Genomic DNA, 23071 nt, shown 5'->3' on the forward strand with positions numbered 1-23071 from the left:
AAAATCCCGCTAAGACGCAGTTTGCAACAGTATGATTCAATCGCAAAATACCCTCCTACAACGCTTTACGGTGTAATTTTCCTCCGGTACACTGCCTGACAACCTAACGTACAGCACCCTCGGCAAGGTATGTGCTTTTAGCCATACTTACAGCCCTGATACCCATCAATTGCTGCTAATTTCAGCAAAAATAGGCATCAAGGTTGTGCTGCTGCCCACCAAGTCCTTAAAAAAGCCCTGGTCATGCCGCCACATTACCTGAATCCACACGCACTTTTGCATATTACTTATCGCAGCGCCAAATATCTTTTGCTCGCCGGTGCCCTGGCTCTGACAGGATGCGCCACCACGGGTACCCAGCAGTCCAGTCAAAACAGTGATCGTGCAGAACTGGATCACGGTTATTACGCCGATTACGAATTCCAGACCGAGTCCGATCCGCTGGGCACTTATCTGGCCAATCGAGCCCGTAACGACATCAATATTGCTTACAGCAGCGATCGCCGCCAAGGGCGCGCCGAAAGCCGCAACCAGCAGAATTCCTCTTCCACGCATGGTCTCGCCAACGCCGCACTCGATTTTCTGGGTGTGAAGTACAGCTTTGGCGGCGATGCTCCCAACACCGGCTTTGATTGCAGCGGACTGGTCTCCTATGTAGCCGAAAAGTCCCTGGGCCTGAAACTGCCCCGTCAGTCTAAAGACATTGCCAAGGAAGGGATTTCAGTCAATCGCAACGAGCTGCGTAAAGGCGACTTGGTCTTTTTCAATACCCGAGGCGCTCGCTTCTCTCATGTTGGAATTTACCTGGGTGACGACAAGTTTGTTCATGCTCCACGCACCGGAGCGGTCGTGCGGGTTGAAAACATGCAGGTGAGTTACTGGAAAAAACGCTACAACGGTGCACGCCGCCTGGCTGCTGCCGATACACAGCAATCCGAGACGCGGCTGCGCAGCGTTCGATAAAACGGCCCTGTCAATCGGCCCTCAGCACAAAAAAAGCCACTGTTATCAAACAGTGGCTTTTTAGTCTTTACCGATTCCTTCTTTGCCCCAGTCAGTCATGCGGCCACTCTAGTGCCTTTTGGACTTGCCCAGCGGACAAGCCTCACAATAGCCGCACTGAGTCAGCGCCTGCTTCATACTGCATACCGAGCGTCGGCAGGCGACGACCCGGATACCTGATTTCAAGGCCGCTGCGCGGAACGTTTTCATGACGTTATGCCCCAGAAAATCAGTCAGAAGAATCAATAGATCGGTTCCCGAGGGCAACTGCAAGGTCTTTTTCTGATGAGCCGGATCACGCCCGCTAATATGGTGTTTGATGGAAATATTGTGGATCTTGAGCAGATCGGGAATATTGCCCAGACGGTCCGCTCCAACCACGACTGCGCTGACGTATTGAGACACAGAAAACTCCATTGGCTAAGAAAGTTAGATAATGATAATCATTCTTATTATCATAGTCAATCGAATCGATAGCTTGTTTCAATTTTTACTTATAGCCTTTAGCCATACATACTGGCGGAGGCCAACACCGCCCTGACGGCCGAGACAAAAGGGCCACCGTGCATTGACGGTGGCCCTGACCTGAACCCATGCAGCCAGCGCATGAGACTTACTGGCCGCTGGCCTGCTTCTCGTCCAACGCGCTCAACACCACATCGCGAGTCAATTCCGGGGCCAGCATCTCCAGCAACTCAAAAATATAATCGCGCAAAAATGCCCCCGCCTTTACCGCCACCTTGGTATGGTGAGCGCCAAACAAGTGCCCGGCAGGCAAACCCACCAGCCCTTTGTCGCGCCGTGGATCAAACGCAATACCGGCAATAATGCCAATGCCCAAACCGACATCCACGTAGGTCTTGATCACGTCCGCGTCGATCGCCTCAAGCACAATGTCGGGCGTAATGCCATGCTTGGCAAACGCCTCATCAATCGAGCCCCGGCCAGAAAAAGCATGGTCATAAGTGACGATGGGATATTGAGCCAGCGTCTCGATGGACAGTTGCTTGTTGGCGGGCAGGTCTGCCAGAGGGTGATCCGGTGTGACCACAACCGTGTGTTCCCAGGTGTAGACGGGCAAAGCGACCAGGCCCGGCGTCAGCGCCAGAGTCTCGGTAGCGATGGCCACATCGGCCTGCTCATGAATGACCATCTGAGCCAATACAGGCGGGCTGCCCTCGGCAAGGGACATATGCACCTTGGGAAAGCGGCGACGGAACTCGGGTATGACCTTGGGCAGCAAATAACGTGCCTGGGCGTGGGTACATGCGATCACCAATGTCCCTTCGTCCCGGCGGGCGAAGTCATCGCTGACTCGCTTGAGGTTATCGATCTCGCGCATGATGCGGTCAATCACCTCGGCGACGGCCTCTCCCGGTCGGGTCAGGCCCTTGATGCGTTTTCCATGACGTTCAAAAATCTTGATGCCCAGCTCATCTTCAAACTCGATGATCGCCTTGGACACTCCTGGTTGGGAGGTATACAGCGAACGAGCGGCTTCAGTCAGATTGAAGTTACGTCGGATGGTCTCTCGGACAAAGCGGAATTGTTGAATATTCATATAATAATAGCCCTAGGTACAGGGCTATTATATGTAATAAGAAACAGCTCGCTTATTGCATTAAGTTATATATTTAGATTCAACCATTACGTCATGCTGATGGTTGTGTTCATGGTATTGGCATGAGCCTGCCAACGGGCAGTCACTGTTTTAGTCTGTGTCCAGAACTGAACGGCCTGTTTGCCATTGGGGCCCAAGTCGCCCAGCTTGGACGCGCGCGAACCGGTAAAGCTGAACCAGGCCACGGGCACTGGGATGGGGATATTGATCCCGATTTGCCCCACATCGATACGGTTTTGAAAGTAACGCGCATGGCCGCCGTCCTGAGTAAAGATGGACACACCATTCCCATTGGGGTTGCGGTTGACGAACTGCACCGCCTCTTCCAAGGTGTTGACGCGCACGATACACAGGACAGGACCGAAAATCTCTTCCTGGTAAATACGCATATCGGTCTTGACATCGTTAAAGATGGTTGGCCCCACAAAGTTGCCATTCTCGTATCCCGGCACCTTCACACCCCGGCCATCAAGCAGAAGCGAGGCCCCCTCCTGTACGCCGGATTCAATCAAGGACTCAACTCGCTGACGGGCACGAGGCGACACCAGCGGTCCCAGATCGGCTTGGCGGTCTGTGCCCACATTCACCTTCATGGTTGCCGCGCGCTTGACCAGTTCATCAACCCACTCACCGGTTTCTCCCACCATCACGGCAACGGAAATTGCCATGCAACGTTGACCAGCCGCGCCGAAAGCAGCACCCAGGAGCTGGTTAATGGCGACATCACGATCTGCGTCAGGCATCACGATGCAATGGTTCTTCGCTCCCATCATCGCCTGCGAACGTTTGCCGGCTTCTGTCGCACGACGGTGAATTTCAGTGCCAACCGCAGTAGACCCAATAAAGGACACGGCCTTGACCTCGGGATGCGTCACCAAGGCATTGGCAATCTCGGCTCCGCCATGAACCACATTGAGCACGCCGGGGGGCAAGCCCGCTTCCAGCGCCAGTTCGGCCAGCATCAGACTGGCGCTAGGGTCCTGCTCGGAGGGTTTGAGCACAAAGGTATTGCCGCAGGCCACCGCCAGCGGGAACATGAAACAAGGCAGCATGACGGGAAAGTTGAACGCGGTGACACCGGCACACACGCCCAAGGGCTGGATTAGGGTGTACACGTCAATACCACCGGCCGCGTTTTCCGCATATTCACCCAACTGCATTGAGGCAATCGAGCAGGCGTACTCAATCACTTCCAGCCCCCGGCCTACTTCACCTTCCGCATCGGGCAAGGTCTTGCCGTGTTCACGGGAGATGGCTTCGGCCAGCCTGGCACTGTTTTCACGCACTAGTCGCTGCAAATTAAGCATGACGCGCATGCGGGCGCCCTGACTGGAATGACGCCAGCTTTCATAGGCTTTGGCCGAACTGGCGATGATTGTTTCCAGTTCGTCCATCGTGGCGTAAGGAACCTGGGCCACCACTTCCTGGGTGGCAGGATTGAGCACATCGTCCCAGCGGGTGCTCTTGGACTGCACATGTTGTCCATCAATCAGCAAAGGAACACGAACCACTTCCGTCATAACCTGTCTCCAATGAATTGCTCAGGCGGCTAAGCCTTATTTTGTTATCCCCCTTGTATGAGGGTTCTCATTGAGTGTAGAGGCCTCAGAACCTGTTTACCATGTTGAAAATTGCACAGGAGCTGGGCATTTATGCACAAGTCTTTTTCAGGACGGGCTACTCACCATGGACTGGGATAATCTGCGGTATTTTCTGGAGGTGGCCCGCTGTCAACGAATCAGCGTGGCGGCACAGCGCCTTGGGGTGCAACACAGCACCGTGGCACGCCGCATCCAGGCTCTGGAACAGGAGCTGGGCTTGCGCCTGTTTCATAAGTCCACAGTCAGCGGCTATAGCCTGACCAGCGAGGGACAAAACCTCCAGCAGAAAATGGAACCGGTGGAAAGCCGTTTACTGGCCGCGCGCGATGCGATCACGGGCAAGGCAAGGCCGCTGACGGGCAAGCTGCGCCTGGGCTGTACCGAGGCCTTTGGCAGCTACGTACTGACCCCGCTCTTAAGTGTGTTCCAGGCCCAGTATCCTGAACTGACGCTGGAACTGCTACCTGTCCCCCGCCCAATCAGCTTGTCGCGTCGGGACGCTGACCTGGCCATTGCGCTGGAACGCCCCCAACGCGGGCCTTATTGGTGTACCCGTCTGGCAGACTACAGTTTGCGGCTCTACGCCCATCAAGACTATCTGACCGCGCACGCGCCCATCGAGACGGTGCAGGATCTGTCTCAACACCGTTTTATCGCCTACGTGGATGATCTGGTATTCAGCGACAGTCTGCGCTATCTGGAGGAGATAGTCCGATCGGCTGCCGTGCGTTTTCGCAGCACCAGCGTCATTGCGCAATATCAGGCCACCTTGCAAGGCCAAGGCATTGCAGTGCTGCCCTGTTTTCTGGCGAAAACCGATCCGCGACTGCGCTGTGTCTTGCCCGATCAGGTCGAACTACGCCGTCGCTTCTGGATGTTCTGCCACGAAGAGCAACGCCAGAATCCCAGCCTGACGCGATTGTGGCATTTTCTCAAGCAATCCGTGGCGGAGCGGCAAGACCTGCTGGACGGCGCCTGAGCCGGCCACTTTATCCAGCGTAATGGGGAAAGCCCCAAAAAAGGGGCAGGACGACGCTGGTATGCTCTCTATCAGCTCGCTGCAGGCGGTTTGGGGGCCTTGATGCGTAACTTACGCCACATCATAAAGACCATAATCAACAAGAAGATCGCATGGACCAGCCATAGACCCAGCTCAAAACCCAACTGACCGTTTCGGATCCAGCCTCGCGACAGGTTGATCAGATTCATGTACAGCAGCCCCACCAATCCCGCCATCAGAATATTGCCGGAGCGGCCCAGACGCGGATTCACCGCTCCCAGGGGGATGGCCAGCAAGGCCAGATTCAAGGCAGCCAGGGGCAAGGCCACGCGCCACATGATCTGGGAGCGCGCTTCGTTGTTATCATCCGTCAGCAACATACCCGTCTGGCGGGCCTTGATCTGCTGCTCTGCACGAGCGCGGATGGTTTCAGCGGTATTGCCCGCATCCCGACTTTCCAGACGCATGCCATAGCTTTCAAAATCCACCATGCGAAACTCTGCCTGCCCCGGCTTCAAGTCATAACGGTGACCTTCGCTCAAAACCAGAAAACGGTCGCCATTGGGCTGCTCCTCCATCCGAGCGCTTTGCGCCGTCACAATGCTCAACCATTGCGGATCGATCACGCGAGCGATGACATTACCCAGTTCGTCCCCTTCTTGCTCCGGCGAATCCGCATAAAACACGCGCGCGCCGTCATCAGACTCGATAAATTGTCCGGCGGTCACCTTGCTCAAGTCCGAGCGTTGCTCAAAGCGCTGCCGGTACTCGGCGATCTGACGATACGCCCAGGGCGAGGCCTGCAAGGTCAACACAGCGATCAGGATCGCTACGGGTACGGCGCACTGAAGCACAGGCGTGATCCAGTTTTTCAGGGACAAACCGCTGGCGAACCAGACCACCATTTCAGACTCGCGATAACTGCGCGTCACGGTAGTGAGAACGGCAATAAACAGGGAAACGGCCAAAATGATCGGCAAGGCGGTAATACTGGAAAAGGCGGCCAGACCCAGCACCACATCAGGGCCAATGGCACCATTGGCGGCTTCGCCCAGCAAACGTACCAGAAGTACACTAAGCCACACAATCAGCAAAGTGGACAGCACCACGCCACTGTGACTTAAGATTTCGGATACCGCAGAGCGTTTAAATAGAGACATATGAGAATTTGCGAGATAATCGCAGGTACGATTTGCGACACACTGAGGATAGTTGAATGGAATTTAGCACACAGACATCCGCTTCTTTGCACCAAATTAAGACAGCCGCGCTCGGCGTGGGCGTCTTTACCGAGGGCATTCTAAGCCCCGCAGCGGAACTTATCGACCGCGCCAGCAACGGAGCGGTGAGCGCTGCCGTGAAAGCCGAGTTTAAAGGCAAGCCCAACACCCATCTGGTGCTGCGCAATCTGCCCGGTGTGAAGGCCGAACGCGTTATTTTAGTCGGCTTAGGCGCCCAAGAGGAATACAAAGCAGAAACGCATACACAGGCACAGGCTTGTCTGGCCTCTTACTGCCTGAAAGCGGACCTGAAAGAAGCTGTGTCGGCCTTGGCCAGCATCGACTGCAAAGGCACGACCTTGCGCAGCCGGGCCCAAGATGCCGCCGTGGCGGTGTGCCGAGCCAGCTACCGCTATACGGCCACACTCAGCAAGCCCGAACCCGCTCCTCAACTGAGCCAGTTCCTGCTGTGGACAGCCCGCACCCAGGCCAGCGAAGCCAAAGCCGGTCTGGAGCAAGGCCAGGCCATTGGTAACGGTGTCAACCTGACGCGTCTGCTGGCAGATCTACCCGGCAATATCTGCACGCCCACCTATCTGGGCAAGACAGCCAAGCAACTGGCCAAGGAATTCAAGACACTCAAAGCCGAAGTGCTCGAGCGCAAGCAGATTGAAGCCTTGAAAATGGGCTCGTTTCTGTCGGTGGCCAAAGGCTCGGATGAACCCCCAGCGTTCATCGTGCTGCGTCACACTCCCACCACCAAGACCAAGCACGAGGACGGCCCTATCGTTCTGGTGGGTAAAGGTCTGACATTTGACTCGGGCGGTATCTCCATCAAGCCAGCCGGCAATATGGACGAGATGAAGTACGACATGGGCGGTGCTGCCAGCGTTCTGGGCACCATGCGTGCCATTGCCGAACTCAATATTGATCGCGAAGTAATCGCTGTCGTGGCCTCTTGCGAAAACATGCCCAGCGGTCGCGCCAACAAGCCGGGCGATGTGGTGACCAGCATGTCGGGCCAGACCATTGAAATCCTGAATACGGATGCCGAAGGTCGCCTGGTCCTGTGCGATGCCCTGACCTACGTCGAGCGCTTCAAACCGGCCGCCGTGATCGACATGGCTACCCTGACCGGTGCCTGCGTGGTGGCCCTGGGCCACATCAATACAGGTCTGTTCTCGCCGGACGACGAACTGGCCGAGGAACTGCTGCAAGCGGGCAAGCAAACGGGCGACACCGCCTGGCGCATGCCGCTGGATGATGCCTACCAGGAGCAATTGCGCTCGAACTTTGCAGACATGGCCAATATTGGTGGGCCACCTGCCGGTTCCGTCACCGCCGCCTGCTTCCTGGCGCGCTTTACCAAAGCCTACCGCTGGGCTCACCTGGACATCGCCGGTACCGCCTGGCGCGGTGGCAAGGACAAGGGCGCCACGGGCCGTCCCGTGCCTTTGCTGGTTCAGTACCTGCTTAATCAGTGTCGCTAAGCATGACTCGCGTCGATTTTGCTTTCGGCGCGCCAGATCGCTTGCGCATGGCCTGCGAGGTCGTGCGCAAGCACTACGAGGCGGGTCGTCAGGTGGTGGTCTATCTCTCCGACCCCCGTCAACTGGCTCGCTTCGATCGATTGCTGTGGGGTTTTGAATCCACGGCCTTTGTGCCACATGTAGGCGTCGGAGACCCCCTGGCCGCCCAGACACCTGTACTGCTGACCAGCACCGCCCCCATAGCCCGCGATGAGCAAAGCTGGCTGTTGAATCTGGATGTGCAGTGCCCACCCGGTTTCGAGCAGTTTTCACGCGTTCTGGAAATTGTCTCTGAACGGGAAACCGACCGTACCCAGGCCCGCGAACGCTGGCGTGTGTACCAGACACAGGGTTGCCAAGTGCATGCCCATAAGCTGGGCACTTGAACAATCAAGAAGCTTCTTGATTATTCAGGTAAATGTCAGTTATTCTTGATTCATGATCTCTCTGCATTCTAAGGACTCATCATGAGCGAATTTCGTCAATCAAGCTTGCCCGAGCATAACGGCACCCTGGGCGCCCAGTCGCTGATTGCTCGCAATCGCGTCCTGCGCAACACCTATTGGCTACTGGCCCTGTCCATGATTCCCACCGTCTTGGGAGCCTTGCTGGGCCTGTCTTCGGGCATTAACCGGGTCATGGGCGCCAGCCCTGGTCTGAGTGCCATTGTTTTTCTGGTCGGTGCCTTTGGCCTGATGTTCCTGGTCGAAAAGAACAAGAACAGCTCGCTGGGCGTCGCCCTGCTGATGGCCTTTACCTTCTTTATGGGCATCATGTTGTCGCGCCTGCTCGGCTTTGTGCTGGGCATGGGTAATGGCGCTCAACTAATCATGCTGGCTTTTGGCGGAACCGCTGCGGTCTTTGCCACCATGGCAACCGTCGCCAGCACCACCAAGCGTGACTTCAGCGGCATGCAGAAGTTTCTGTTTGTCGGTGCCGTTATCTTGCTGGTAGCCGCCCTGGCCAACATTTTTCTGCAACTGCCTGCATTGATGCTGACCATCTCCGTAATGGCGATTGGCATTTTTTCAGCCTTTTTGCTGGTGGACTTGCAACGCGTCATCAATGGCGGCGAGACCAACTATGTGTCAGCCACCTTGGCCATCTATCTGGATGTCTACAACATCTTCAGCAACCTGCTGATGCTGTTGGGCATATTGGGTGGTAACCGCGAATAAGATCGCAAACCCGAACACCCCTGCCCCCTTTGCGAAGGGGGCTTTTTTTATCCTATCCACCGCACTCGACGCTGAAAGACCCTTTTCAGGCCTTGCTCATCCAGCCTGAGCACCCCACCCTTCCATCGGCTTGGGGTGTGCCTGCGCGGACTTTTCAAGCGGGCTGTCGCGGCCCTGAATCACCCTGATGAATCATCCTGTTTTTCGTGTCCTTGCCCAGACGCGCAGGTATAGTAAACCTTATAGAAAAATTTCCCCTTTGGAGAACACTGGTGGCAGTCTTTGAAACTCAACATATTGTCGATAATCTGCGTGCGGCTCGCGAAGAATGGCGACAGGCGCATCAACGCCTGAACGAGCTTGAGGGACAGGAGTTTCCGTCGGTACAAGCTCTGATTCAAGTGATCGAGCAGCTCAAAGGAATTTTGTTTCCGATGCGTCTGGGCAGCCCGGAACTACGTCGCGAGTATGAAGACCACTTTGTAGGACACCACCTGGGACAGGCACTGAACACGCTGCTGCAACAAGCCCGTATCGAGCTGCAACGCGCAGCGCTGCTGCGTGGTGATCAATACGATCGTGAAACGATTGAAAACCAGGCTCATCAGGCCATCCAGGCCTTTGCCAATAAACTGCCCGACTTGCGCCGCACCCTGGATCTGGACGTGGTGGCAGCCTACCAGGGAGATCCAGCCGCCCGCAACGTGGATGAAGTGCTTTTGTGCTATCCGGGTCTGCTGGCCATGATCCATCACCGCATCGCCCACGCCCTGACCAATCTGGGCCTGCCCCTGACGGCGCGCATCATTGCTGAACTGGCTCACAGCCAGACGGGCATTGATATTCATCCAGGTGCGCAAATTGACCATTCGTGCTTCATTGACCACGGCACCGGCGTTGTCATTGGCGAGACGGCGATTATCGGCAAGCGGGTGCGTATCTACCAGGCAGTCACACTCGGTGCCAAGCGCTTTAGCAAGGATGAAAAAGGTTTGCTGCTCAAAGGCCAGCCTCGTCACCCGATTGTGGAGGACGACGTCGTCATTTACGCCGGCGCCACGATTCTGGGCCGTGTCACATTGGGGGCAGGCTCGACCATTGGCGGAAATGTCTGGATTACCGAAGACGTACCAGCTGGTTGTTCGGTGACCCAGGCCAACCTGTTGCGCAATCAGCCCGACTGTCCAGAAAAACTGCTCTAAACCATCTGAGGCGGTGACACGGAACTGAGGCGGGCTTGCTGCCTCCGGTCTTTATGAAAAGATCACCCTCATAAAAAAACGACTCCATATCGCTGGAGTCGTTTTTTTTACTGAGGATTCATTTCCGGCGCAACCCTCACGCCAGCGAGTTGCCCACTATCAGGCTTGGCAGGCGCAGCATGCCCAAGCCTCATACCTTGGGGGGCGGCACGGGGGGACCTGGACGCCACATGTTGATCAAGCCTTCCAGCGCCATTAAAGAAATCGCAATCCAGATCGGAATGTAGGTCCACCATTGACTGGCACTCATAGGCTCATTCAGCAGCAAATAGGCCACCCAGAACAACAGGACAGGCTCCACATAGCCCAGTATTCCGAAAAGGGCCAGGGGCAACTGCCGACTGGCAGACAAGTAGCTGACCAGAGCCACTGAACTGATCAGGCCCAGGACCGGCACCTGCCAGAACAAACGAGGCTCGTCCGCAAATACGCCCCACATCTGTGTATCTTGCACAAAGAGCAGCCAGCATGCGGGTAGAAACAAAAAGCTCAGATCAAACCACAGCGATGCCAACGAACCCAGCCGCAGGTGACGGCGCAACATAAAATACGGTGGGTAGCCTATCACCACCACAGCGGTCGCCCATGAGACGCTTCCCACGCGCAACAGCTCATGCAGCACCCCCAGGCCGGCCAGAGCAACAGCAATCCACTGCATGCGGCTTAGCCTGTCCTTGTAAATCACCCGCCCCACCAGCACCATCATCAGCGGCAACAGAAAGTAGCCCAGTGATACGTCCAGTGCCATTTGATGCAAGGGCGCCCATACGAAAATCCAGAGCTGCACGCCCACCAAGGCGGCGGCCAGCAGCAACAGGGCAAAATAGCGCCAGTTGCCGGGCCAGTGACGCAGTACCCAACGCACCTCTCGCCAACGTCGCGCGCGGGTGATCACCAATGCCAAAGCGGGCAAACCCAAGACAATACGCCAGGCAAAAATCTGCTCGCCACTGAGCGGATGCAAGACCGTGGCATAGTAATACAGACAAGCGAACAAGGCTGAGGCCAGAACCGACAGCAATACTCCCTGCTTCATGAATGTGCCTCGTCCATTTTCTGTCGCCGTGCATAAGCCTGGCCTACGCTAAACAAGCGATCACGCTTTAATAAGGTATGGGTATCCAACGCCTGGGCTTCGGGTGTCAACATCAAGGCTGGCAAGGCATCGAGCAAACGCTGCATCAGCTCGGGATAAGCGCTCATATACAAACCCAAGAGTTGGTCCGGCTCCCACAAGCTGATCCCCAGGCGACGCAATTCAGAACGATTGAAGTCTTTTAGATTACGCGTCAGGATACCGACTGCCTGATCGGGGTAGCGCTGCTGTGCTAGACGAGCACTGGCAATCACATGCCAGTCCTTGGCATCAGAGTAGCGCAGGTTTTTCTTGAACTCGCTGCTGTCGCCCAAATCCGCCTCGGGATAGCGTTGCTGTAACTGCTCCCATTGCTCTTCGATGGACAATGGCATGACCTTCCAGAGGCGGCCCGCATTGCGACGCCATTCATCCCCGATGACCGGGCTCCAGACAGGTTTGAACAACTGTTCGTCGGCCAGAGCCAAAAGCAGACGGCGCAACACATTGGAAATCAGTACGCAGGTATCGAGAACCAGCACGGCAGGAAGAGAGGCGGCCATATCAATAGCGTTGCAGCTGCATAAGAACAGAGCGGGTATGCAAGGGGCGGCCCAACAGGCTGTTGAGCCGTTCACGCAAGCGTATGCGCAGTTCAGGCTCCCCAACAGGATCGTCAAAATCAGGCGTGGGCTCATCAAAGCCATAGCCTGTCTCGGTCAGCAGCACCCACTCAAAGCGCCGCAAGGCTCCCGCCACAGGAGGACGAGGTACCTGGGCCAGATGTACCAGGGCTTCCTCATAGGCATCGTATAAAACAGGATGGGGATCTTCGCGTGGCAACAAACGAATCAATAATTCATTCATATACCAGGCCGACATCAGGGCACGTCCCTTTAAAGGCCGAATTCCGGCACAGTCCGCTCGCGTCAATGTCTTGACTTCGTTTTTGCCCGACCAGGCCAACAACAAAGGCTGAAACACAGACAAAGCAGGCCGCAAAATGGAATGCGGCCTTTTCGCGCCTTTCGCGACCATCGGCACCAGTCCGTGGTTGCGTGTAAAGGCATGGCAAATCAGAGACGTTTCACGCCAGGCACTGGTGTGCAGTATGTAGCCCGCTTCGTCCTGAAAGCGATGACGGGGATTACTCATACCCCAGGTCACGCAGGACCGCTTCACGATCAGACCAGCCTTTACGCACCTTGATATACACATCCAGGAACACCGGCTTGTCGATCAACTTGGCAATATCCTGGCGAGCTTCAGTTGCAATGCGCTTCATGTGCATGCCACCGGCTCCCAACAGAATCGGACGATGGCTCTCGCGCTCGACGACGACGCAAGCCGCAATGCGCGCGCCCTGCTCGTTCTCATCCCATTGTTCAATGACAACGGTGCAACCATAGGGCAATTCATCGCCCACCAGACGGAAGATCTTTTCGCGCAGCAGCTCTGAGGTAATGAAACGAACCGAGCGATCGGTGATGGTATCCGCATCGAACATGGCTTCGCCCTCGGGCAGACGCGAGGCGATCTCATCGAGCAAAGGCTCCAGTTGCAGGCGTTTTGCTGCACTGACCGGAATCACTGCACCGTACTCAAACTCCTGGGACAGGCGAGCAATGTAAGGCAACAAGTCATTCTTGCTCTTGAGTGCGTCAACCTTATTGATCACCAAAATGGTTTTGCCGCCTTTGGGCAGCATGGGCAACAGCTCAGCGTCTGCCGCGGACCACTTACCGGCTTCAACCACATGCACCACCACATCCACATCGGCCAGAGCCTGAGTCACCACGCGGTTCATCATGCGGTTCATGGCGCCGCCGTGCTTGGTTTGAAAGCCGGGGGTATCCACAAACACCATCTGATCATGCTCACGCGTCAACACGCTGTTGATGCGATGCCGGGTCGTCTGCGCCTTGCGCGATACGATCGAGATCTTGCTGCCGATCAGGGCATTGGCCAGTGTGGACTTGCCCACATTGGGCCGTCCTACGATAGCCACGAACCCGCAGCGAAAAGGGGTATCTGTCATTGTGTTTCCTGCGACACCGCCACGGGCAGAGTCAATTGTGAGGGGCGACGATGGCGGCTGGCGCGCGTCGTCTTGGCTGGAAATTCAGCTTCTAAAATAGCGATTGCCTGTGTGGCGGCGGCTTGTTCCGCAGCACGCCGGCTGCTGCCACTGGCTTGCACATGGATATTGAGCTTGGCGATCGTGCATTCAATATCGAAGAGCTGATCGTGAGCAGCGCCATGCGTGGCCACCACGGTATACACCGGCAAATCCAGCTTTCGGCCTTGCAACAACTCTTGCAGCAAGGTTTTGGGGTCTTTCCCCAAGGTCTTGGGGTCCACATCGACCAGCATGGGTTCATACAGCTGGGTGATGACGGTTTGGGCTTGCGTAAAGCCGGCATCCAGAAAAACAGCGCCAAATATTGCTTCCAGGGCGTCGGCCAGAATGGAGGGGCGACGAAAACCGCCGCTCTTGAGCTCCCCTTCCCCCAAGCGCAGATAATCCGACAAACCCAGGCGCGTTGCAATTTCAGCCAGGGCAGCCTGCTTGACCAGATTAGCGCGCAGACGCGACAGATCGCCTTCGTCAATACGTTGAAAGCGCTCAAACAACAAGGCCGCAACCGTGAAGTTCAAAACCGAATCGCCCAGGAACTCCAGACGCTCGTTATGACGAGCGCTGTGGCTGCGATGGGTCAAGGCCTGCTCCAGCAGGCCTATGTCTTTAAAGGAGTAGCCGATAGCGGCTTCAAGCAAAGCAAGACGTTTCATTAATGGAAGCGACCTATACGACTAAGTTCGCGGAAATTCATCCAGATAAAAAAGGCGCGTCCCACAATATTCTCATCGGGTACAAAGCCCCAATAACGACTGTCCAGACTATTGTCGCGATTATCCCCCATAACGAAGTAATTACCCTCAGGCACGACACACGAGATGCCATTGGAGAAATACTCACAGGAGTCGCGATGGGGGAACGCCACGATGGGCATCAGTCCCTGCGGCTGTGTCTTGTTCAACAGGATGTTGTGCTGCACCTTGCCCAGCTCTTCCAGATAGCGCCCGATATAGGCAGAACGATCCGGCTCATAATAATCACCACTGCGCACCTGGGTAATAACCTGTCCATTGACGGACAGCACTTTGTCACGGTACTCGATCCGGTCACCGGGCACGCCAACTACGCGCTTGATGTAATCCACGCTGGTGTCCACAGGGTAGCGAAACACAATCACATCGCCCCGCTCGGGCTGACCCAAGGGCACCACCTTGGTGCCACTGACAGGCAGACGAATGCCATATTCGTACTTGTTCACCAAAATGAGATCGCCATTTTTCAGTGTAGGCAGCATGGAGCCGGAGGGAATGCGAAATGGCTCAATAATGAAAGAGCGCAGTACAAACACGAACAAAATGACCGGGAAGAAACTGACACCATACTCAATCCACCACGGCATGCGATTGGCCTGGTCATAGGCTTCCTGGCGCAACTGCTGCAAATGCTCGGGGTCTTGAGCTGCCGTTTCCGGTACCGCCTGCATCGCAGCCTGCGCGCGCGCCAGACGACGTGCCCGCAAGGAGAAACGATCCAAAAACCAGATTGCGCCAGTCAATATCAGCAGTACAAACAAAATCAGAGCGAAATCCCAGCTCATCGGTTTCCTTTAAAGAAATTAAAGCAGTCCTGGCTGTGGCCGGCTTGAACCGCCGGCCCCCAGCATTACTTATCCTCGACCTGCAAAATTGCCAAAAAGGCTTCCTGCGGAATTTCCACGTTTCCAACCTGCTTCATCCGCTTCTTACCGGCTTTTTGCTTCTCAAGCAGCTTCTTCTTGCGAGAGATGTCACCGCCATAACACTTGGCCAGCACGTTCTTGCGCAGTGCCTTGACGTTCTCGCGAGAAATCACTTCGGCACCAATGGCGGCCTGAATCGCAATATCAAACATCTGGCGCGGGATCAGGGATCGCATCTTGGCGACCACTTCACGGCCGCGGTAACGGGCGTTGCTGCGGTGCACGATCATGGACAGCGCATCGACCCGGTCACCGTTGATGAGGATATCGACCTTGACCACGTCCGCCGAGCGGTATTCCTTGAACTCATAATCCATCGAGGCATAGCCGCGCGAAACGGATTTGAGCCGATCAAAGAAGTCCAGCACGATCTCGGCCAAAGGCATTTCATAGACCAGGTTCACCTGACGGCCATGATAGGTCATATTTAACTGCAAACCGCGCTTGGCTGTACACAGGGTCATGACCGGGCCCACGTATTCCTGCGGCATTAGCAGCGAAACCACAACAATGGGTTCGCGTACGTCTTCAATATGTGCGACTTCCGGCATGCGCGAAGGGCTTTCAATCATCAGCACTTCGCCATCGCGTCGCTCGACTTCGTACACCACCGACGGCGCGGTGGTGATGATATCCATGTCGAACTCACGCTCCAGACGCTCCTGGACGATTTCCATATGCAGCAGGCCCAAAAAGCCACAGCGGAAACCAAAACCCAGCGCCTGGGACACTTCAGGTTCGAACATCAGGGAGGAGTCGTTCAGCTTCAGCTTCTCCAGCGAGTCACGCAGTTGATCGTATTCACTGCTTTCCACCGGATACAGACCCGCGAACACCTGGGGCTTCACTTCTTTAAAGCCGGGCAGCGCGCTTTCAGCTGGTTTGCCCGCCAGGGTGATGGTATCGCCCACCTTGGCGTGCTCAAGTTCCTTGATGCCTGCAATGATAAAGCCCACCTCACCGGCAGACAGATGCGGACGGTTTTCAGACTTGGGCGTAAAGACCCCGATGTGCTCGACCAGGTGCGTCGCACGCGTGGCCATCAGCAGAATCTTTTCCTTGGGCTTGAGTACCCCATTGACAATGCGGACCAGCATGACCACGCCCACGTAGTTGTCAAACCAGGAGTCAATAATCAGAGCTTGCAGTGGAGCAGACGGATCACCCACTGGCGGGGGAACACGCGCCACAATGGTTTCCAGGATATCGTCAATACCCAGACCGGTCTTGGCGCTGGCCGCAATCGCATCGCTGGCATCAATGCCGATAACGTCCTCTACTTCCTGGCGTGCTGCGTCAGGATCAGCCGAAGGCAAGTCCATTTTGTTGAGCACGGGAATCACTTCCACGCCCTGGTCCAAGGCGGTATAGCAGTTGGCCACGGTCTGTGCTTCCACCCCTTGCGAAGCGTCCACCACCAGCAAAGCACCCTCACAGGCCGACAGGGAGCGGCTGACTTCGTAGGAGAAGTCGACGTGGCCGGGGGTGTCGATCAGGTTCAGGTTGTATACCTTGCCATCCCGAGCCTTGTAGTGCAAAGCCGCGGTCTGGGCCTTAATCGTAATGCCACGCTCTTTCTCGATGTCCATCGAATCCAGAACCTGGGTCGACATCTCGCGGTCGGCCAGGCCACCACAGCGTTGGATCAGGCGGTCAGCCAAGGTCGATTTGCCATGATCGATGTGGGCAATAATAGAGAAATTGCGGATGTGATCCATAAACCCGTTACTAAACAAAGAAATGTTGAGGCGCAATGCCAGAAGGGACGGCACAAGAAAGGGGCGCCCATGACGCCCCTTTTCAGTCCACGCGCCGAAAACGCAAGACCCGTCCTGTCAGACGGGCGCACGTGGAGCCATTATCTACTCGAAGCTGACTACACCCTCGAGTAGTGGCGGAGAAACTCCGGCCAGGGGCCGGAGTCCATCAATCACTACCATTTTAGCCGTTTTAGAAAAATTTTATTTCGATGGCGTAATCAAAATCCATTGCGACTGGCCTGCACGCAAAACCAGCAGGGCTGCTGCTTTGGATTTATCCAAGGAAGCCACCATTTTAGCGTATTGCTCTGGCGTCCCTACGTCTTTATCGTTGACACGCAAAATAAGGTCACCTGGTTGCAGACCGGCCTGGTTGGCAGGAGGGCCCACGTCGACGACCTGAACCGCACTTTCTACCCCCAGGCGCTTCAAATCGGCCTCCGGCACTGCCGTCACTTTCAGACCAAACGCATCGGTGCTGCTGGCAGCCGGCGCGTCTTTCTGATCTTTTCCGGCAGCAACCGGGTTGCCGGAAGGCATTTCCTCGACATTAATCTTGACGGTCTGCAGTTTGCCCTTGCGCCAGATTTCCAGCGTGGAGCTCTGGCCTGGCTTGGTGCTGCCCACAATACGTGGCAGATCCGTCATTTGGTCAATGCTGCGGCCATTGAATTTCAGAATGACATCACCGGACTGGATGCCAGCCTTGGCGGCCGGACCACCCTCTTCCACGCTGCTGACCAAGGCGCCCTTGCTGTCTTTCAGGCCCAGCGCAGTAGCCACATCATCAGCCACCGGCGTGATCTGTACACCGATGCGACCGCGCGTTACCTTGCCGTCCGTCTTGAGCTGCTCGACCACGTTCATGGCTTCGTCGATCGGGATGGCCAGGGAAATACCCATAAAGCCGCCACTGCGCGAGATGATCTGCGAGTTCACACCCACAACCTCACCGTTCAGATTGATCAGCGGCCCACCCGAGTTACCGGGGTTGACGGCTACGTCGGTCTGAATGAAAGGCAGGTAGTCCCCTGTCTCACGATTGATGGCGCTGACAATGCCGGCAGTGACCGTGGACTCCAGGCCAAAAGGCGACCCAATGGCCAGAACCCATTGCCCTTTCTTGAGTTGCTTGGAATCGCCAATCACCATGGGTTTCAGATCTTTGGCCTCAATCTTGATCAAAGCCACATCCGTACGTTCGTCCGTACCGATGATCTTGGCCGGGTATTCCTTGCCATTGCTCAGGGTGACAAAAATGCCGTTGGAATCTGCCACCACATGATTATTGGTCAGGATGTAGCCGTCAGCTGAAATGATAAAACCCGAACCGACGCCACGCGGTACGGTGCGCTCTTGAGCTTGTGGAGCGTTATTGCCGCCATGAGGACGCTGAGGCGTCATGCCAGGAGGCATGAAGTCAGGTCCGAAGAACCAACGGAACATATCGTACGGGTCTGAGCCGGGGCCCATGGCCGGTGAGCGTACCTGCACTGCCTCTGTAGTGCGGATGTTGACTACCCCATCCTCGGTTTTGGCAACGATTCCCGTGAAATCAGGCAGACCGAGCGTTGTGCTCTGGACCTGCTCGCTTGTCGTGACAGCTTGGGCCTGCGCGTAAGCCATGGGCGCACCCGCTGCCAGTATCACGGCAGCTGTCAAAGCCGAGAGAACAGGAATACGCATTTTTTTACTCGATTTTTCCATTCAAATACTCCTGGTGGACGATAGTCAATGTGTCCGGGATAGTGGGGTGAACTGTGTGCCTTCAAGCAAAGCGCGCAGTGTCTGTACGGGAACTGCTCCCGTACTGGTCAAAACATAATCGTTGATACGACTGCGGTACATATTCATGGAACCACGATGGAAAGCTCCCAGACTGTTTTCCTCGGCCTCGGGGGTTCCAACCCGCTCCAGAAATACAGAAATGGCAGCCAGGCCATCAGACATCATCAAGTGCGTTACCTGGCGCCCAGCGCGCATAGGCCGGAGCATTTCGGAACGCAGGGTGAAACCGGCAGGCAAAGCGAACTGCCAACCCTGCTCACCTATATCAATCTTGCGCACCTCGGGTTCGACCACCTCCCACTTGCTGGGGTTCCAGCTGGTGCGCAACTCCTGCAAATCCACCTGTTCGCCAAAAGCGACCGAGGCAAAGGCAATCTGGTCTACTACCTCTTGTTGTGGGTCCAGAGTCTGCATTTTCAACAGCAAATGATGATCGACATCCGCACACACCCGATAACCATAGCGTTTGTCATCCTTGGGCACCAGCTCGATCAGCTCACAAGGACGGCCCGCAACACGTTCGCGCGATGGCAAACGACGCATATCGTAAAAATTGGGCAGCTGACTGACGTCGCCGACCAGAAAACTAGGAAAACGCTCGTTTTCACGGCGCTCGATCACCACCATCTTCTTTTCGGGAATCAGGCATTGCGTGACTTCGTTCTGGCGTAAAAACTCGCGCGGTTCACCGTCCAGAATTTCCAGGCGCTCACGTTCACCTGTACCGTCAATGATATGCACCAGTTTCATGGACTGGCTGGACTGACCCTGGGTATACATAATGACACCCGAATAATCCAGATCGCGCGCCGCCTTATGCACCTTCTGCAGCCAGGGCAAATCAAGGGGCTCGAGCCCCTTGGCCTCTTGAGCCAGCACGGGGGTACACAGCATCGCCAGAGAAAAGGCCAGCAAACCCTTGTAGAAGCGCGCCCGGCTCACCGGTGACGGCATGCGTACAGACCTCATTGACCCAGGGCTCCACTTTCAAAGGAAACATGGCGTACCGGACCGGTACCAACAAAATCGCGGTGCAAATCCGCGTAATCATTCCAGAGCTGATCGTCCTGGGCGCTGGCTACCAAAGTAGCCGGACCAGACGTGCCCCCCATATAAGGCAAGCCCACCCACAAGGCAGCCGCCACAGCAGCCACCACCGCCAGGCCGCTGACGCCGTAGCGTTGCACCAAGGGCCGCTTCATGGCGTTGGGCGCGAGCACTGTGGGCTCTTCATCAATCGCTTTGGACAGACGTGCGTAAAAGCGATCCGACGTACGGATCGCCAGCGCCTCCGTGCGCATGACATCACCGATCAAATGATAGGTATCCCAGACTTGACGCCCGTACGGGGAGTCCAGTTCCTCGGGGCGTATTTCAGCCTCACCATCCACCCAGGAAGACACGGCGGCCTCCCAGGCATTGAGTTGATCGTCATCGGAATGGGATTTCAGGGCTTGCATCATCAATCCTTACCACCGTCGTTCACTATCTTCACCATCGAGTATGGGACGCAACTGCGCGGCAATGGCGTCTCGGGCTCGAAAGATGCGTGAACGTACAGTTCCTATAGGGCAGTCCATGGTCTGAGCAATATCTTCATAGCTCATCCCTTCTATTTCACGTAGCACAATCGCGGTCCGTAACTCTTCGGGCAGTGCCTGAATTGCTGTATTTACCGTTTCAGCAATCTGGCGGCTGACCATCATGGATTCCGGTGTGCTTATATCGCTTAGGTTGTCAATTCGGTCAAAAGTTTCACCTTCTTCGGTTTCGACGTTCTGTAACGTGTTGGGACGTCGCGCGGCCGAGGCCTGCCAATTACGAGCCGTGTTGATCGCAATGCGATACAGCCAGGTGTAAAAAGCGCTCTCGCCCCGAAACTGGGGGAGAGCCCGATAGGCTTTGATGAAAGTTTCCTGAGCCACGTCCTCGATTTCAGACGGGTCACGGACCATGCGACTGAGCAGACGCATGATCTTGCGCTGATACTTGAGTACCAGCAGGTCAAAGGCTCGCTTGTCCCCACGCTGAACACGTGCAACCAGTTCGGCATCGGTATCGCGTTCACTCATTAAGAATCCTTATTCTGAGCACGGACCTGATGGGACAGCCGCTTGGCACAAAGACACAATGCCCACCAGGCCTGTGGGGGCTGAGCACTGCGCCATACGGTAACGGTGCGACAGCCCTTGCCAGGTGGAACACTGCGCAAACGCAAAGTCATAAACCAGGCAGAGCACCAGAGTTGCTCGACTTGGACACGCTGTTCCACAGCCTTAGCGTCTTGCAAGGAGTATAGCCCTGCATGATGCGCTAGTGTAGCGCGCTGACTCCATACCGGACGATAGCAAGCATACAGAAAATAAGCCCACAAAGCACTTGCCAGCAGGGCCACAATCCAGGGCACTTGCCAGCTATGCATCGTCCAGGCCAGAGCGGATGCAAGGACCGCATAGACAAAAGCGCCCAGTCGGCGCACCAGAGCCGGAGCTCCGATCGACCAGGACTGGGCGTGACGAGTGGGGCAGTCTGACTTAACGAAGACGACGAACCACCATCGAACCGTTCGTGCCACCAAATCCAAAGGAGTTGGACAAGGCCACATCAATCTTCATATCACGAGCCTGATTGGCGCAGTAATCCAGATCGCATGCCGGATCCTGATTGAAGATATTGATGGTTGGAGGCGAGATCTGGTTGTACACCGCCAACGTAGTGAATACCGCTTCAATGCCACCAGCTGCACCCAGCAGGTGACCCGTCATGGATTTGGTGGAGTTGACCACCAGCTTGTAGGCGTGATCGCCAAAAGCCAGCTTCAATGCCTCGGACTCGTTCACGTCACCCAGCGGCGTAGAAGTGCCATGAGCATTGACGTACTGAACCTCATCCGGGTTGATGCCACCGTTGCGCAAGGCATTCATCACGCCACGACGTGGACCGTCACGGTCCGGCGAGGTGATGTGGTGAGCATCCGAGCTCATGCCGTAGCCGGCGAACTCACCATAAATGCGGGCGCCTCGCTTTTTGGCATGTTCGTACTCTTCCAGCACCAGAACACCCGCGCCTTCACCCAGCACGAAGCCATCACGGTCCATATCCCAGGGGCGCGATGCCGTCTGCGGATCGTCATTGCGGGTAGACAAGGCACGCATGGCCGCAAAACCGCCGATGCCCAGTGGCGAAACGGTAGATTCCGCGCCGCCGGCAATCATCACGTCGGCATCGCCATACTCGATCAGACGAGCGGCGTCACCAATGGAGTGCAGGCCGGTTGTACATGCCGACACCACTGCATAGCTGGGACCTTTTAGACCCAGGCCAATCGACAACTGACCAGACACCAGGTTGACCAGGGAGCCGGGTACAAAGAACGGGGAAATCCGACGCGGCCCCCGTTCCAGATAATCTTTTTGGGTTTCTTCGATACGGGGCAAACCACCAATCCCCGACCCTACAATGACGCCCACACGCTCAGCATCGATGCTGTTGATATCCAGGCCGCAATCTTTCCAGGCTTGCATCCCTGCTACCACGCCGTAATGGATAAAGGTATCCATCTGCTTGGCTTCTTTGGACGAAATATAAGGTGTTAAATCAAAATCCTTGACCTCACCCGCTATCTGGGCGCTAAGGGCCGAAGGATCGAAACGGGTAATACGCCCGATGCCCGAACGCCCATTGACGATGTTATCCCACGCGGTAGGAATATCGTTGCCGACCGGGGAAACAATACCCAGCCCGGTAATGACGACACGTCGCTTCACGGATGACTCCTAAACACAAAAAAAGCGGTTTAAAGGGAATAACTGCGTCTTGCAAGCTAAAGCCGCCGGGCACAAGCTATTCTCTGGAAACCGCTCTGGAGCGAGGGCGTGCACGATGCCGCCCACCCTCTTAATTGAACTTACTGCTTGCTGTGAGAATTGATGTAGTCCACAGCTTGCTGGACCGTCGTGATTTTCTCAGCTTCTTCGTCTGGTATTTCGGTTTCGAATTCGTCTTCGAGCGCCATCACGAGCTCGACCATGTCGAGCGAGTCGGCACCGAGGTCGTCGAGAAAAGAAGATTCGTTTTTGATCTCGGCTTCGTTAACGCCAAGTTGTTCAGCGACGATCTTCTTGACGCGCTGTTCGATGCTTTCCATGCAGATTCTCCAAGTTGGGAAAAATTCCCGCAAATTATAGCCAATCCATACTATTAAGAGGGATAAGCTA

General features: G+C 55.8%; 23 protein-coding genes. 6 read left to right on the forward strand and 17 right to left on the reverse strand.

Going from position 1 to position 23071, the window contains the following annotated elements:
* The first annotated feature begins 243 nt into the window (after positions 1-243).
* Positions 244-963 carry a C40 family peptidase gene (locus tag RSQ48_RS11720; RefSeq protein WP_193353487.1) on the forward strand — a complete coding sequence of 240 codons (720 nt, stop codon included), beginning with the start codon at positions 244-246 and terminating at the stop codon, positions 961-963.
* Positions 964-1071: 108 nt separating this feature from the next.
* Here the strand turns inward: RSQ48_RS11720 and RSQ48_RS11725 are convergent, their stop codons facing one another.
* From RSQ48_RS11725 to RSQ48_RS11735, 3 genes are all read right to left on the reverse strand, one after another.
* Positions 1072-1407, reverse strand: coding sequence for a DUF2325 domain-containing protein (locus RSQ48_RS11725; RefSeq protein WP_131070728.1), 336 nt, complete (start codon positions 1405-1407; stop codon positions 1072-1074).
* Between the two features lie 208 nt (positions 1408-1615).
* Positions 1616-2563: a CysB family HTH-type transcriptional regulator gene (locus RSQ48_RS11730; protein WP_003800920.1), complete on the reverse strand. Its 948-nt coding sequence runs from the start codon at positions 2561-2563 to the stop codon at positions 1616-1618.
* Between the two features lie 86 nt (positions 2564-2649).
* A complete protein-coding gene (locus RSQ48_RS11735; protein WP_059317996.1) occupies positions 2650-4143 on the reverse strand; it encodes a CoA-acylating methylmalonate-semialdehyde dehydrogenase in 1494 nt (497 codons plus the stop codon).
* A gap of 166 nt (positions 4144-4309) precedes the next feature.
* Between RSQ48_RS11735 and RSQ48_RS11740 the strand changes: the two genes are divergently transcribed.
* Entirely contained in the window at positions 4310-5203 is an 894-nt protein-coding gene (locus RSQ48_RS11740; protein ID WP_003800925.1) for a LysR family transcriptional regulator, read from the forward strand.
* A 71-nt stretch (positions 5204-5274) separates the two neighbouring features.
* Here the strand turns inward: RSQ48_RS11740 and lptF are convergent, their stop codons facing one another.
* The gene (lptF, locus tag RSQ48_RS11745; protein WP_003800927.1) at positions 5275-6384 is read right to left on the reverse strand and encodes an LPS export ABC transporter permease LptF; all 1110 of its coding nucleotides are present in this window, start codon (positions 6382-6384) and stop codon (positions 5275-5277) included.
* A gap of 56 nt (positions 6385-6440) precedes the next feature.
* Between lptF and RSQ48_RS11750 the strand changes: the two genes are divergently transcribed.
* From RSQ48_RS11750 to epsC, 4 genes are all read left to right on the forward strand, one after another.
* Positions 6441-7934 (forward strand): leucyl aminopeptidase, encoded by a 1494-nt coding sequence (locus tag RSQ48_RS11750; RefSeq protein ID WP_003800929.1) that lies wholly within the window; start codon positions 6441-6443, stop codon positions 7932-7934.
* A gap of 2 nt (positions 7935-7936) precedes the next feature.
* The gene (locus RSQ48_RS11755) at positions 7937-8359 is read left to right on the forward strand and encodes a DNA polymerase III subunit chi (protein WP_415301822.1); all 423 of its coding nucleotides are present in this window, start codon (positions 7937-7939) and stop codon (positions 8357-8359) included.
* A gap of 81 nt (positions 8360-8440) precedes the next feature.
* Positions 8441-9151, forward strand: coding sequence for a Bax inhibitor-1/YccA family protein (locus RSQ48_RS11760; protein WP_003800932.1), 711 nt, complete (start codon positions 8441-8443; stop codon positions 9149-9151).
* 272 nt (positions 9152-9423) lie between these two features.
* Positions 9424-10353 (forward strand): serine O-acetyltransferase EpsC, encoded by a 930-nt coding sequence (gene epsC, locus RSQ48_RS11765; protein ID WP_003800935.1) that lies wholly within the window; start codon positions 9424-9426, stop codon positions 10351-10353.
* Positions 10354-10543: 190 nt separating this feature from the next.
* Here epsC and rarD read toward each other — a convergent pair whose 3' ends face one another.
* The 13 genes from rarD to acpP form a co-directional block, all read right to left on the reverse strand.
* On the reverse strand, positions 10544-11449 hold the full coding sequence (gene rarD, locus RSQ48_RS11770) for an EamA family transporter RarD (protein ID WP_003800936.1): 906 nt from the start codon (positions 11447-11449) through the stop codon (positions 10544-10546).
* The gene (locus RSQ48_RS11775; protein WP_003800938.1) at positions 11446-12051 is read right to left on the reverse strand and encodes a PIN domain-containing protein; all 606 of its coding nucleotides are present in this window, start codon (positions 12049-12051) and stop codon (positions 11446-11448) included. The genes rarD and RSQ48_RS11775 overlap by 4 nt, the downstream gene beginning before the upstream one ends.
* Before the next feature lies 1 nt (position 12052).
* Positions 12053-12643 (reverse strand): DNA repair protein RecO, encoded by a 591-nt coding sequence (gene recO, locus RSQ48_RS11780; protein WP_415301823.1) that lies wholly within the window; start codon positions 12641-12643, stop codon positions 12053-12055.
* Entirely contained in the window at positions 12636-13526 is an 891-nt protein-coding gene (gene era, locus RSQ48_RS11785) for a GTPase Era (RefSeq protein ID WP_003800941.1), read from the reverse strand. Before era ends, recO begins: the two co-directional genes overlap by 8 nt.
* Complete coding sequence (gene rnc, locus RSQ48_RS11790; RefSeq protein ID WP_003800943.1) at positions 13523-14281, reverse strand: ribonuclease III; 759 nt, start codon at positions 14279-14281, stop codon at positions 13523-13525. Before rnc ends, era begins: the two co-directional genes overlap by 4 nt.
* The gene (gene lepB / locus RSQ48_RS11795; RefSeq protein WP_003800944.1) at positions 14281-15165 is read right to left on the reverse strand and encodes a signal peptidase I; all 885 of its coding nucleotides are present in this window, start codon (positions 15163-15165) and stop codon (positions 14281-14283) included. Before lepB ends, rnc begins: the two co-directional genes overlap by 1 nt.
* Before the next feature lie 65 nt (positions 15166-15230).
* On the reverse strand, positions 15231-17024 hold the full coding sequence (gene lepA / locus RSQ48_RS11800) for a translation elongation factor 4 (RefSeq protein ID WP_219234958.1): 1794 nt from the start codon (positions 17022-17024) through the stop codon (positions 15231-15233).
* A 243-nt stretch (positions 17025-17267) separates the two neighbouring features.
* Entirely contained in the window at positions 17268-18773 is a 1506-nt protein-coding gene (locus tag RSQ48_RS11805; protein ID WP_003800949.1) for a DegQ family serine endoprotease, read from the reverse strand.
* 24 nt (positions 18774-18797) lie between these two features.
* On the reverse strand, positions 18798-19823 hold the full coding sequence (locus RSQ48_RS11810; RefSeq protein WP_230406180.1) for a MucB/RseB C-terminal domain-containing protein: 1026 nt from the start codon (positions 19821-19823) through the stop codon (positions 18798-18800).
* On the reverse strand, positions 19820-20317 hold the full coding sequence (locus tag RSQ48_RS11815) for a sigma-E factor negative regulatory protein (RefSeq protein ID WP_003800953.1): 498 nt from the start codon (positions 20315-20317) through the stop codon (positions 19820-19822). The genes RSQ48_RS11810 and RSQ48_RS11815 overlap by 4 nt, the downstream gene beginning before the upstream one ends.
* Before the next feature lie 6 nt (positions 20318-20323).
* Positions 20324-20926 (reverse strand): RNA polymerase sigma factor RpoE, encoded by a 603-nt coding sequence (rpoE, locus tag RSQ48_RS11820; RefSeq protein WP_003800955.1) that lies wholly within the window; start codon positions 20924-20926, stop codon positions 20324-20326.
* 462 nt (positions 20927-21388) lie between these two features.
* Positions 21389-22621, reverse strand: a complete 1233-nt coding sequence (fabF, locus tag RSQ48_RS11825) for a beta-ketoacyl-ACP synthase II (protein ID WP_003800959.1) — start codon at positions 22619-22621, stop codon at positions 21389-21391.
* Positions 22622-22761: 140 nt separating this feature from the next.
* Positions 22762-23001 (reverse strand): acyl carrier protein, encoded by a 240-nt coding sequence (gene acpP, locus RSQ48_RS11830; RefSeq protein ID WP_003800961.1) that lies wholly within the window; start codon positions 22999-23001, stop codon positions 22762-22764.
* Between the last annotated feature and the right edge of the window lie 70 nt (positions 23002-23071).

It is taken from the genome of Alcaligenes sp. SJTW-7, assembly GCF_047716895.1.
GTDB classification, from domain to species: Bacteria; Pseudomonadota; Gammaproteobacteria; order Burkholderiales; family Burkholderiaceae_B; genus Alcaligenes; species Alcaligenes ammonioxydans.